General features: G+C 28.1%; 13 protein-coding genes. 7 read left to right on the top strand and 6 right to left on the bottom strand.

The window, feature by feature from the left end; all coding sequences use genetic code 11:
* Window positions 1-26 precede the first annotated feature (26 nt).
* From CRV02_RS11915 to CRV02_RS11900, 4 genes are all read right to left on the bottom strand, one after another.
* On the bottom strand, window positions 27-641 hold the full coding sequence (locus CRV02_RS11915; RefSeq protein WP_129090509.1) for a fumarylacetoacetate hydrolase family protein: 615 nt from the start codon (window positions 639-641) through the stop codon (window positions 27-29).
* A gap of 10 nt (window positions 642-651) precedes the next feature.
* Window positions 652-1,305 carry a CoA pyrophosphatase gene (locus CRV02_RS11910; RefSeq protein WP_129090508.1) on the bottom strand — a complete coding sequence of 218 codons (654 nt, stop codon included), beginning with the start codon at window positions 1,303-1,305 and terminating at the stop codon, window positions 652-654.
* Between the two features lie 32 nt (window positions 1,306-1,337).
* A complete protein-coding gene (locus tag CRV02_RS11905; RefSeq protein ID WP_129090507.1) occupies window positions 1,338-3,941 on the bottom strand; it encodes an ABC transporter substrate-binding protein in 2,604 nt (867 codons plus the stop codon).
* A gap of 83 nt (window positions 3,942-4,024) precedes the next feature.
* Complete coding sequence (locus CRV02_RS11900; RefSeq protein WP_129090506.1) at window positions 4,025-5,041, bottom strand: YeiH family protein; 1,017 nt, start codon at window positions 5,039-5,041, stop codon at window positions 4,025-4,027.
* A gap of 96 nt (window positions 5,042-5,137) precedes the next feature.
* On the opposite strand from CRV02_RS11900, the gene CRV02_RS11895 reads away from it, so the two are divergent.
* Together CRV02_RS11895 and CRV02_RS11890 are read left to right on the top strand one after the other, a co-directional pair.
* Window positions 5,138-6,022, top strand: coding sequence for a LysR family transcriptional regulator (locus tag CRV02_RS11895; protein ID WP_258239298.1), 885 nt, complete (start codon window positions 5,138-5,140; stop codon window positions 6,020-6,022).
* 91 nt (window positions 6,023-6,113) lie between these two features.
* Complete coding sequence (locus tag CRV02_RS11890) at window positions 6,114-6,326, top strand: hypothetical protein (RefSeq protein WP_129090505.1); 213 nt, start codon at window positions 6,114-6,116, stop codon at window positions 6,324-6,326.
* A gap of 25 nt (window positions 6,327-6,351) precedes the next feature.
* Here CRV02_RS11890 and CRV02_RS11885 read toward each other — a convergent pair whose 3' ends face one another.
* Both CRV02_RS11885 and purH read right to left on the bottom strand, forming a co-directional pair.
* On the bottom strand, window positions 6,352-6,711 hold the full coding sequence (locus tag CRV02_RS11885) for a hypothetical protein (protein WP_129090504.1): 360 nt from the start codon (window positions 6,709-6,711) through the stop codon (window positions 6,352-6,354).
* Between the two features lie 234 nt (window positions 6,712-6,945).
* Window positions 6,946-8,478, bottom strand: a complete 1,533-nt coding sequence (purH, locus tag CRV02_RS11880) for a bifunctional phosphoribosylaminoimidazolecarboxamide formyltransferase/IMP cyclohydrolase (RefSeq protein ID WP_129090503.1) — start codon at window positions 8,476-8,478, stop codon at window positions 6,946-6,948.
* 144 nt (window positions 8,479-8,622) lie between these two features.
* On the opposite strand from purH, the gene amt reads away from it, so the two are divergent.
* The 5 genes from amt to CRV02_RS11855 all read left to right on the top strand — a co-directional run bounded on the left by amt (window position 8,623) and on the right by CRV02_RS11855 (window position 12,828).
* On the top strand, window positions 8,623-10,437 hold the full coding sequence (gene amt / locus CRV02_RS11875) for an ammonium transporter (RefSeq protein WP_129090502.1): 1,815 nt from the start codon (window positions 8,623-8,625) through the stop codon (window positions 10,435-10,437).
* A gap of 85 nt (window positions 10,438-10,522) precedes the next feature.
* Window positions 10,523-10,861, top strand: a complete 339-nt coding sequence (locus tag CRV02_RS11870; protein WP_129090501.1) for a hypothetical protein — start codon at window positions 10,523-10,525, stop codon at window positions 10,859-10,861.
* Window positions 10,861-12,111 carry a hypothetical protein gene (locus CRV02_RS11865; RefSeq protein WP_129090500.1) on the top strand — a complete coding sequence of 417 codons (1,251 nt, stop codon included), beginning with the start codon at window positions 10,861-10,863 and terminating at the stop codon, window positions 12,109-12,111. Before CRV02_RS11870 ends, CRV02_RS11865 begins: the two co-directional genes overlap by 1 nt.
* Window positions 12,101-12,406, top strand: a complete 306-nt coding sequence (locus tag CRV02_RS11860) for a metal-sulfur cluster assembly factor (RefSeq protein WP_129090499.1) — start codon at window positions 12,101-12,103, stop codon at window positions 12,404-12,406. Before CRV02_RS11865 ends, CRV02_RS11860 begins: the two co-directional genes overlap by 11 nt.
* Window positions 12,406-12,828, top strand: a complete 423-nt coding sequence (locus CRV02_RS11855) for a hypothetical protein (protein WP_258239297.1) — start codon at window positions 12,406-12,408, stop codon at window positions 12,826-12,828. The genes CRV02_RS11860 and CRV02_RS11855 overlap by 1 nt, the downstream gene beginning before the upstream one ends.
* The last annotated feature ends 6 nt before the right edge of the window (window positions 12,829-12,834 follow it).

Genomic DNA, 12,834 nt, shown 5'->3' with positions numbered 1-12,834 from the left:
ATAAAAAATCAAAATAATTTAAACTCTTAAAGAACTTCAAATCTTTGCTCAACTATTGTTTCATTTTTATAGAGAATTTTCCCTAAGAAAATATCACCTATATTAAACTCTCCAACTCCTTGTGGAGTCCCTGTCATAAGAATATCACCATCTTCAAAACTTGAAAAACTCAATAATTCATCAATAATCTCTTGTGGCTTATTTATCATCAAATCAACGCCACCTTTTTGTTTTAACTCATCATTTATATAAAGTTCAACACTTAACTCTTCTAACTCGCCATTAAAACTTTTAAAATCAGAAAATACAGCAGAGTTATTAAAAGCTTTTGCTCTTTCCCAAGGTAAACCTTTTTCTTTTAGCTTACTTTGAACTTCTCTTAGTGTTAAGTCAAGACCAAAAGCGACAGCAGAAATTTTATTTTCTTCAATTAAAAAAGATATTTCAGCTTCATAATGGCAACTCTTATTCCCTTTAGGAAAAATAAGGTTTTTTGAAATAGATGAATTAGGTTTAAAGAAAAAAACCATGGAATCAGGGGTTTCATTATTTAACTCCTTAATATGGTCAACATAATTTCTTCCAATGCACACAACTTTTGATGGAAAAATTTCACTTTGATTTATTAATATTGAATTCATATATTTCCTTTTAAAATCTTTTTATTAAATCGTTAATTATAACAGCAGTAAGTCCCCAAATAACTTCTTTTTTATATTTGTATACCCACACCTTATGTTTTTTATGTCCCCAAGGTTTATGGTACATCTTTGGAAGATTTAAGTCCTCTACTGGAAAATGAATCTGCTTATCTCCTTTTTCATCTATTGAAAAAGGGTGTACTTCATATCTTAAAGTATACTCTTTAGGTGGATTTTTTTTAAAAAATGATACTGGAACTAAAATAGTTTTTTCAACTTCATTTTTATCTATTTTCATACTTTTTAAAGTCTTTTTCTTTATTCTTCCAACAAAAGGTTCAACTACTGCTCCTATTGGTGCTACATAAGTATCTAGTTGCCCCAATATCTTGATATCCTTAGCATCTATACCTAACTCTTCTTTTGTCTCTCTAAGGGCAGTATGCATATAAGAAATATCATCAGGCTCATATCTTCCACCAGGGAAGCATATATCTCCACCTTGTCTTATATGAGCTGCTCTTTTTTGAAATAAAATATAATACTTCTTTTTTATTTTAACAAGAGGTATTAATACAGCAGAATTAAAAAACCTATCCCTTGCCATCACACCAGGTTCTTGTGGTAAGTTTTTTAAAAGTTTTTTTAACTGTTTTTTCTTCATCTTTACTCTGTAGTTTCTTTTATTGTATCAAACTATTTAAGTTTGAATTTTAAAATAAACTCAGCTCCTATAAACTCTTTGTCATCATGGATGAACTCTCTATTTGAAACAGTAATCTCTCCATCCATATGTTTTGTAATAATCTCTTGACACATAAATAGTCCTATTCCAGTTCCTTGATACTGATGTTTTGTTGTAAAATATGGATTAAATATCTTATCTAAAATTGAACTTGGAATTCCTCCTGCTGTATCTTTTATAGTAATCTCTAAAGACTCTCCTTCAACCCTAGTTGTGATAAAAATAATTCTATATTCTATTTGTCTTTCAACAAAAGCATCTTTTGAATTACTTAAGATATTCATAATCACTTGAATTAATTCACTCTCATAGTTTATTAATTTTACATCTTCAATATCTTTTTCAACTCTAATTTTTCCACTATGCAAGTTATAATCAAAAATATTTAGTGTTTTATTTACTGTATCTTTAATGTTAAATACTCTTTGTTCTTCATTAGGTTTAAAGAAGTGCATAAAATCATCAATTGTAGTTGAAAGGTGAACAGATGTATCAACAATGCTTGTTAAAGTTTCGTCTAAAAATTTATCCTCAATTTTTCCATGCATCTCTTTTTGAAGTTTTAAACCACTAGCTCCTGTAGATATTACAGATAAAGGTTGTCTCCATTGGTGGGCAATATTTTGAAGCATCTCACCAATTGCTGCCATTTTTGATTGTTTTGTCAATAAGGCATCTTTTTTTAAGTTTTTATCAACTTCTTCTTGAATAGTTTTTTCTAAGTCTTGATTTATTTTCTTTAATTCTCTTGTTTTTTCATCAACTACACTTTTTAGTTTTTTATTCATATTTTTAAGAAGAATTTGTCTATAAGTAAAAATTATAAGTACAATTATAAATACAAATATTACTTGATAAAAAGTTTTATAGTCAAACTCTTTTTTATATTCTATTGCAACCCACTTTTTAAGTAGTCTATCTTTTTCCTCGTCACTAATACTTTTTACTGACTTTTCAAGAATTCTATTTAGATAAATTCTATTCTTATTTATGGCAATTGCCAAAGGCACATTTTCATCAAGTTTACCAGAAATTTTTAAATCTACATTATCTAAACTATGAATTTTGTTCCATGCAGTATAAAGGAAATCAATATGACCAAAGATTTCACCATCTTCAACTTTTGATATTCCATCTTCTAAATCTTCAACATCTACAAAATCAATATCAGGGTATTTTTCCCTTAATATTTTATTGAAAGAATAACTTTTATAAATACTGATTTTTTTATCTTTTAAAATTGAAATATCATCTATAAAGTTTTTTTCATTTTTTGTAATCAACACTAAAGAAGTAGTTAAAAATGGCTCAGTAAAATTCATAAACATTCGTCTCTCTTTTACATTCTGAGCAGAAGCTAAAATATCACATTGTCCACTTTTTACAAACTCTAAAGACTCTTTAAAGTTCTCTGTTTCTATCAAATCAAATTTTAGTCCTGATTTTTTTGCTATTAGAGATAAGTAATCAGATACAAAACCATGGAAGCTATTTTCCTCTACAAAACTATATGGTTTTAATTCTGGTAAGATACAAGTGTTTACATGCCTGTTATTTTTTATATAGTGTCTTTCTGTTTTTGTAAGCTCTAACTTTTCATTAAAACTATCATATAAAACAAACTCATTTAAATCTATTTTATTTGGTGTTAAACCCATAACATTGTATAAATCATATATTCTTTGAATCTTTTCTGGAACAATAAGTCCTAGCTCATCTGTTTTAGAAAAAGAGAGTCTTTTTAAAACTTCTGCTTCAAATTTCAACTCTTCTTTTGTAAGATTTTGTTCATTATATTTTGTATAAAGTAACTCTACAGTTTTATCAATATGAGAATAAGCATATTGCCATCCCTTTAAAGAAGCATGCTTAAAGGCTAGAGCTGTAGCTAAATCATAGTCAATCATATCTTGATTTGTAAATAAAAAATCACTATACATATCAAAGCCATAATCCTTAGGATTAAAAACCTTATATGGAACATTCCTTTTTTGAAGTTCATATGGGGCTTTAGATAGATATGCAGACATAAGGTCAGTTTTCGATTCAATTAAATCATTTACATTATGAGAGTGTTTTATAAAATCGATTTCATGCATCTTTGTATTTTTAGAAAGAAGCATTGCTTTTATTGATACTTCACTAGAGTCATCAATGGTAGTCATTACTTTTTTTCCAACAAAATCTTCTACACTATTAATTTTTCCATCATCTTTTGATATTAGAATTAAAGGTGAGTCTTGAAAAAGTGCATATAAAGCCACTAGCTTTTTACCTTGAACTCTTTGAAGTATAAGTGTTTCTCTATCAACACCAAAGTCAGCTCTTTTAGCATCAACTTCTTCGGGAACATTTACTCCAAAGTTAAAGGGTTTAATCTCTACATCTAAACCGTAATCTTTATAAAAACCTTGCTCTTTTGCTACATAATAACCTGCAAATTGAAATTGATCAAACCAAGAGAGTTGTAAGGTTACCTTTTTTAAATCTTTTGCATAAACTAAAGAATTGAAAAACAAAAATAAAATAATTAATTTTTGAAAGTTTAGACTCACTGTAACCCTTTTAAGAATTTAAAATATTATATTAAAACAAATAGTTTATTTAACTTAAAAGTACTGTTACATGGTCATTTTATTTATAAAGTTACTGTATTAATAATAAACAATCCTCCAAATATTAACCAAATAAAAAGTATCGTTGCTAATAGTATTGGTCTAAACCCAGTTTGCTTTATATTTTTTAAATCTGTTTTTAATCCTAAAGCCATCATTGCCATTGCTAAAATAAATGTATCTATTTCATTTATAGTAAAAACTAGCTCTTTTGGTAAAAAATCAAAAGAGTTAAAAACTGCAACTAAAATAAAAAACACAGCAAACCAAGGAATTACAACTTTTCCTTTCTCTTTCTTTTCTTTTTTATTTATTAAAAATAGTGAAACAACTATCAAAAATGGTGCTAAAAGCATAACTCTTAACATTTTAACAACTACAGAGTTTTCTTCTATAAGTTCATTTTCAAAACCATTTGCAGCGGCAACAACATGAGCTACTTCATGCAATGTTCCACCAATATATAAAGCTGTTTGCTCCTCATTTAAAGTTACAAAACCAGCTTTTATCATATATGGATATAAAAACATTGCAATAGTTCCAAACAGCACTACAGTTGAAACTGCAATAGCACTTTTATAGGCTTTATTTTTTAAAGCCCCTTCAGTAGCTAAAACTGCTGCTGCTCCACAAATAGCACTTCCTGCACTAGTTAAAATAGTAATCTCTTTATCTAGTTTTAAAACCTTTGTTCCAATAATATATCCTAAAGTGAATGTTGTAAAAACAATTAAAAAACTAACAATTATTCCATCAAAACCTATATTTAAAATTTCATTGAAAGTTAATCTAAAACCATAAAAAACAATCGCAAGTCGTAATAACTCTTTTGTACAAAAGGCAATTGCACTATCAAAGGTTTGAGGCAATCTGATTTTAAAAATATTAGTTATTATCATTCCAATCAAAATAGAAATAATTAGTAAAGATAATCCAAGCTTATTAAAAAAATCAAATTGCGAAATATAGTTTGCAAATAGTGTTAGTATAAATATTGTGCTTAGTGCAAAATAGAAGTTTTTATCTTTAAATCTTCGCATTTTCTCTCCTTTTTTTGAAATTATAGTAGTTTAGTCAATATTTGTAAAATTAATTATTTTTGATATAATCATAAATATTTTTAATAAGGAAACTTCTTGATTACTTTTAAAGAACTAGATATCTTTTTTAAACTATGTGAAGAAACAAATCTTTCAAATGTTGCAAAAAAACTTAATATGACTCAGTCTGCTATTTCAATTAGTCTTAACTGTCTTGAAAAGAAACTAGATGAAAAACTCTTTGATAGAATAGGAAGAAAGCTGACTTTAAATGAAAGAGGAAGAGTTTTTAAAGAAAAGTCATACAAACCTTTTTTAGAGTTGATTCATGCAAAAGAGAGTTTTAGCTCTGATAAATTAAAGGGTAATTTGAAAATTGCCTCTAGTAAAACCTTCAATAGCATAAACCTATCTCAATGCATCTATAAATTTATTTCAAACCATGATATTCATATTACAAAACACTCAATAAACACAAAAGAGATTTTAGAATCTATTTTAAACTCAAATGTTGATATAGGCTTTGTGGAGAGTGATTTTAATGAAGCAAATATTATAAAAGAAAAAGTAGCAAATGATTCCCTTATAATTGTTTCATCAAATAAGGAGCTTACTAAAAAAGAGTATTATATAGACCAACTATATAAATATAATTGGCTTCTAAGAGAAAAAGGTTCTGCGACAAGAGAAGTGTTTTTAAGTAAACTAAAATATCAAGATGAAATGAATATCTCAATGGAAATATCAAACTTTGAGGAGATAAAAAACATACTTCTAAATAACAAAGAGACAATAACTTGTATCTCTAAACTTGCAGTAAAAGAGGAGTTGGAAAATAAAAAATTATTTGAAATTAAAATAAAAAATTTGAACTTTGAAAGGGAACTTTTTATGGTTTATCATAAAGACAAATACCAAAGCAAACTATTTTTAGAGTTTACTTCATATATGAAAAACTGTTTTATAGAAGGTTTGAACTAAAAATATAGTTACAAAATGGTAACACAAAAACTTATATTTACTAAGTACTTTTTTGTCATTATTCCATAAATTTTTATTTTGGAGAATATAAATGACATTTATTCCTGCATCAACGCAACTTTTACAAGCTATAAAAACAAATAATGTATCAAGAGTTGAAGAACTAATTTTAGACTCAGATACAAAAAGGGAACTAATAGTAAATCATATAAATGAACATGGAAAAGAATCTTTATTAAACTTAATTCCACAGTTTAGAAGCAAGGGTTTAATTTTAAGTATTGGTAGTTTATTAGACATTTAAAAGTAAGAGTTCTTACTTTTAATATCTATTTATTTTTTTGTTGTCCAAATTCAACTAACATTTTAAACATTTCTGGATCAGTCATTAATGTAGGTAAGAGTTTTGCAATCAGTTCATTTTGGCTATTTTCTTTAGGTGTATTTAAAAGCATTTTGAAATTTTCATCTTGTTTGTCTACTAACTTTGATATTTGTTCTCTTACATCTTTTCTTGTTTCATCTGAAATCATTTCAATTTTATTAACTTTTTCATTAATTGTTTCAAGAACTCTTTCAGTCTCTTGCTTAGTAATTTTTGCCTGTTCAAGTTGAGCTTTTGCTAAAACCCCTTGCCAAATTGCAATAACAACAGCTACAACAGCAATGACTATTGGTAACCACTCCATATTACAGTCTCCTATTAATTTTTATAATTATATATAAAAATAAGTTAAATAATATAAATAATTACAATATGTAATAAAAAGATTGATTTTAAAAGTAAAGTTTCAAAAGAAATCAAGGCAGTAAGAAAAATAAACTCTAGGAGTTTACTGTCAGTAAATGACTAGATTTATTTTTCTTTCAACGAAGATTTATGAAGAAAGATTGCTATAAAAATCAATCTTCCTCTAATTTAATTAATGTAAAAAGTGTCTAACACCTGTAAAGTATAAAGCCATTCCATGCTCATTTGCAGCTTCAATAACTTCATCATCTCTTACTGAACCACCTGGCTCAATCACACATTTAACACCAGCTTCTGCCGCTGCATCAATAGAATCTCTAAATGGGAAGAATGCTTCAGAAGCAAGTACTGAACCACTTACATCAATACCCATGTCTTCTGCTTTTCTAAGTGCTGCTTTAGCTGCGTCAACTCTTGAAGTCATACCCATACCAATAGCAACAACTGCAGAATCTTTTACATAAACAACACAGTTAGATTTAGTTCCTGCTGCTACTTTTACAGCAATTTCCATATCTTTTTTCTCTTGTTCAGTTGCAGTTCTTTCAGTTTTAAGTTCAGCATTTTTAACTTCATCCTCACCAACTACATCAGAATCTTGGTAAACAAATCCACCATCAACAATCTTGAAGTTGAAATCATCATTTGCAAGGTCTAATTTTGCAGTTCCTTGTTTAAATAATTTAAGTCTTTTCTTCTTGTTAAACTCTTCAATTGCTTCATCAGTAAAGTCTGCAGCAAATACAACTTCTAAGAAGATCTCATTCATTTTTTTTGCAAGTTCACCATCTACTACACCGTTAACAGCAACAACTCCACCAAATGCAGAAACAGGGTCACATTTTAAAGCTTCTGTATAAGATTCAAATAATGTATCTTTAATAGCAAAACCACAAGGGTTACCATGTTTTACGATACATACAGCATTGTCATCACCAAAGTTTGCAGCAATTTTTGCAGCTCCTGAGATATCACCCATGTTATTAAAAGATGCTTCACCTTTTACTGGAATGAATTTTTCAGATAAGTGCTTATCAAACTCATATAATGCACCTTTTTGGTGTGGATTTTCTCCATATCTTGTATCAAATACTTTTTCACCAACGATGAATTGTTTTTCACCCATACCATTGTTGAATCTTTTGTTCATATAATTTGCAATCATTGAATCATATGCAGCAGTATGCTCATATGCTTTAATCATCATGTCTCTTCTAAATTCAACTGTATTTGTATCATTTTTAAGATTATCTAATACAGTATCATAATCAGCAACATCAGTTACAATAATTACAGAATCAAAGTTTTTAGCAGCAGATCTAACCATCGCAGGTCCACCAATATCAATATTTTCAATGATTTCTTCAAAGTCATCAGTTTTTTCAATAGTAGCTTTAAAAGGATATAGGTTTACACATACTAAATCGATACCTTCTACACCTAATTCTTTTGCTTGGTCAAGGTGAGATTGCTTATCTCTTCTATGTAAAATACCACCATGAATATATGGATTTAAAGTTTTTACTCTTCCTTCAAAACACTCAGGGAATTTTGTAACTTCATTTGCTTCTATTACTGCAATTCCTGCTTCTTGAAGTTTTTTATATGTACCACCAGTTGAGATGATTTCATAACCTAATTCTACAAGTTCTTTTGCAAAATTTTCAACACCACTCTTATCACTTACACTAATTAATGCTCTCAATTTATTTCCTCACTCGTAATTGTAAACGTGATTATACTAAAAAAGTAATTATGTGTCGCTTGAGCAAAATTGTCTATTTTCTATATAAGTAATATACTTAATAAAGTTATTTTTGGTGCTATAATTTTTGCCAAGGAGAACTTTATGGGTAGTTTAGATTTAATGTGGATATTACTAAGTGCTTTTTTGGTTTTTTTAATGCAATTTGGTTTTTCTTTAATTGAGACAGGAACGGTTAGAACAAAAAATACTATAAATGTAGCTATGAAAAACCTAATAGATACAGTGTTTGGAATTATGTTTTTTTGGCTTTTGGGTTTTGGCTTTATGTTTGGAGATAGTTTATCAGGACTATTTGGAACTTCAAATTTTATAATTGATGGAAAAAATTTAGAACAAAATGCAATCTTCTTTTTTCAAGCAATGTTTGCAGCAACAGCGATTACAATAGTTTCAGGGGCAGTTGCTGAAAGAATAAAATTTAATGCTTATATTATAGTTGCTATTTTTGTAGCAGCAATTATTTATCCTATATTTGGACATTGGGCTTGGAATCAAAATGGTTGGTTATATGAACTAGGCTTTGTAGATTTTGCAGGTTCTACTGTCGTTCACTCAGTTGGAGCTTGGATAGGTTTAGCTGGAACTATAGTTTTAGGTCCAAGACTTGGAAAGTTTGGAAAAGGCAAAATTAAATATTTTGCACCATCAAATCACAACTTTATTGTATTTGGTGTTTTTATACTTTTCCTTGCATGGTTTGGATTTAATGCAGGAAGTCTTTTAAAGTTTGATGCACAAATTACTTTAATACTTTTAAATACACTTATATCAGCTATATTTGGTGGTTTTGCTGCATGGATATTAACTTTTGCTAATCATGAAAAAACAAAAGTAGAACTATTTAGTTTTGGGATTATTGCAGGACTTGTTGGTATAACTGCAGGATGTCATTTATTTACAATATATCAAGCAGCAGTTGTAGGATTTATATCTGCTATGATAATGCACTTTTCAAATGAGTTTATATCAAAGAAACTTAAAATTGATGATCCTTTAAATGTAATAGGAATACACGGTTTTGCAGGAGCTTGGGGAACATTGGCAATTGCACTTTTTACCGCATCACCAACTGGCTTATCATTTGTGGAGTTTTTTATAGTTCAAACTTTAGGAATATTTTCTGCATTTATATTTTCTTTTACCTTAGGAATTATTCTATTTTTGATTTTATATAGATACAAGTTTTTAAGGGTTAAAAAAAGAAGTGAAGTTCTTGGATTAAATACAAGTGAACACAATGCAAAACTTCCTTGGGTAGAGACTATTGAAAGCATAGTTACTATTATGAAAACAGGAAATTTAAATAAAAAAATATATGAAGAAAGAGATACCGAAGTAGGTATTGTTGCAAGGTTTTTCAATTATCTTTTAGAGATGTTAAAAGAGAAAAATGAGACTCTAAAAAAATCAAATAAATCTTTACATAAAAAAGCCTATTTTGATTCATTAACAAAAGTTTTAAACAGAAGAGGCTTTTTAGAAAAGATGAAATATCGCCCTTATGGAGATGAGTATTCTGTTATTATTGCTGATATTGATAAATTTAAATCTATAAATGACACTTATGGACATGATATTGGAGATATTATTTTAAGTGAGTTTGCTGAAGTTATTGGTAATAAAATTAGATTAGATGATATCTTTGCTAGATGGGGAGGTGAAGAGTTTGTATTAGTGATAAATACTACAAACTTAAATGCGGTACAAAATATAGCAGATAAAATACGAGCTGATATTGAAAAAGTAAAATTTACTAAAGTTGGTAAAGTTACAGCTTCTTTTGGAGTTAGTAGCTTTAAAGCTTCAAATAACTCCTTTGATGATGTATTTAAAAATGCAGATGAAGCACTATATCAAGCAAAAAAACTAGGAAGAAATAGAGTTTATTGCTACTAAAACTATTTATTCATTTTCTTTATTGATTGGCATCAATAAATCAAATCCTTAAAGAAGTTAAACTTCAAAAAACAAAGGATAAAAAATGGAAAAAATAGAAGTAGCAGGTTCAAGTGTAGACTTTTTTAAATCTATTGAAGATGGATTAACAACTTATCACTTTGATACTAGCAGATGTGGTCCACCAGAACCTATGGTAAATGCAATGGTAGGATTACAACTACTAGATGAAAATAGTCAATTAGTAATGATAAACCATAAGTCACCAGCAGGACTTTTCCCAAGAATAGAGCAAGAGTTTACTTTTGATGTAAAAGAGTTAGAAAATGGTTTTTCAAAAGTTATTTTTAGAAAAAAAATAGGTGCTAAAAATACAACTGATTTTACTCAAAATAGTTGTAGTGGCTCAGGATGTAACCACTAATGAATATCTCAACTGCTTTTGCACCACCTTTTAAACTTGTAGCACCTTTTTTTATTTTAGGTGTAATAACTTTTGTAATAAGTATCTTACTTATGTTTGGATTTGAACTTGAAAGCTTACACTACTTAAACAGTAGTACTTTAGCTTGGGTTCATATATTTTTACTTTCATTTGTAATGCTTATTATTTTAGGAGCAATGGCTCAACTTGTTCCTGTGGTTTTAGAAGTTGGTCATTGTGCAGTTGATTTGTATTATGCAATTTATCCCTTAGTTATAATAGGTACTATTTTAATGGCTTTTGGCTTTTATAGTTTTCCTATTTTACTTCCCTTTGGAGGAACAGCTATTTTTATAGCAATGGCTATATTTTTAGTAGAAACATTTTTAACAATCTTAAAAGTTAAGAAGATAAACTTCATTATTTCTACAATTATCATCTCAAATATATTCTTACTATTTGGATTAATACTTGGAATTGCATTAGCTCTTAACCATTCTGGTATTGTATCTGTAGATTCATTTAGACTTTTAAAATCACATATTTTCTTAGTGTTCTTTGGATATGTAGGAACTACTATTATGAGTATGAGTTTAATTCTTCTTCCAATGTTTTGGTTAAGTCATAGTTTTTCATGGATATATGTAAAAAGTGCCTTTTATATTTTATGTTCAAGTATTATCTCAATGCTTATTTTCAGTTTTTTTAATATCAATATCTTTGAAATTATAGCTTATACACTTTGTATAATCTCATTGCTTTTATATTTTGTTCAGATATTTGTAATCTATAAAAAAAGAGTAAGAGTAGAGGTTGATATTTATTTTAAAAGTATGATTTTCTCATATCTAAGTTTACTTGTATCACTTATATTTTTTATCGCATATTTCTTGTATGGAAATGATAAGCTTTTAATTTCAGCTTCATGGCTTATTTTTGTTGGTTTTATTGGTTTTTTAATAGCAGGACATCTATATAAAATAGTTCCTTTTTTAGTTTGGTATGAAAGATTTTCTATGTTTGTAGGCAAAAAACAAGTACCTATGTTAACTGATTTAATACCAAAGAAAAGCTCTAGCTTTCAGATTTTAAGCTCTTCTGTTGGAACTACTATTGTAACAATAGGTTTAGCAACAAATATAGATGAAATATACAAAAGTGGTTTATGTTTTTTAACTATTGGTCTTATCTTTTTATTAAAAGATATTTTATATATGGCAACAATTAAGGAGGGATCTTATGTATTCTAAAGAAGAAATTTTTAAAGCTGTATCAACTGTTATTGACCCTGAAGTTGGATTTAACCTTGTGGAAATGGGACTTATTTATGATGCAAGTTGTAATGAAAAAATGGAAGTTGTTGTAACTATGACACTTAGTACAAAAGCTTGTCCTTTACATCAACTAATTGTTCAATGGGTGGAAGAAGCTGTTTTAAAAGAACTTCCTAGAGTTGAACTTGCAAGTGTTGAACTTGTATGGGAACCAGAGTGGAATATATCTATGTCACAAGAACATGTAAAGCAGAAGTTAGGTGGTTTCTAATGGACTTTTTACTTGTAAAACTAATTCATATTTTTTCAGTATTTATTTATGCAGGCTTTTTATTTACAGATAATCTTATATTAATGAGAATGCAAAAAACTCTAAGTGAAGACAAATACAAAGAAGTAAGAGGCTACTTTGCAAAATTAACCCGTGCTATAGTTCCCAAAGCTTTAATTCTTGCAGTAATATCAGGAATATATCTATTTCATATTAGTTTTGGAAGTATTCCTGAAGATAATAATTTTTCAACTTTTCAAATCCTACTTTCAATAAAAGCAATTTTAGGATTATGGTTAGGATTAAGGGGAGTTTTACAAGTATTTTTTGGAATTCAACCTTTCGTATTTAAAGGTCACAGGCTTCCATTTATTTTAGTAATTATGATTATATTTTTATCGCAGATTATGTATAGTGTTTAATAGATA

The organism is Arcobacter sp. CECT 8989, assembly GCF_004116715.1.
In the GTDB taxonomy this organism is placed as follows: Bacteria; Campylobacterota; Campylobacteria; order Campylobacterales; family Arcobacteraceae; genus Halarcobacter.
The sequence above is the reverse complement of the archived record's forward strand: the minus strand, read 5'-3'. Positions and strand labels throughout refer to the sequence as shown.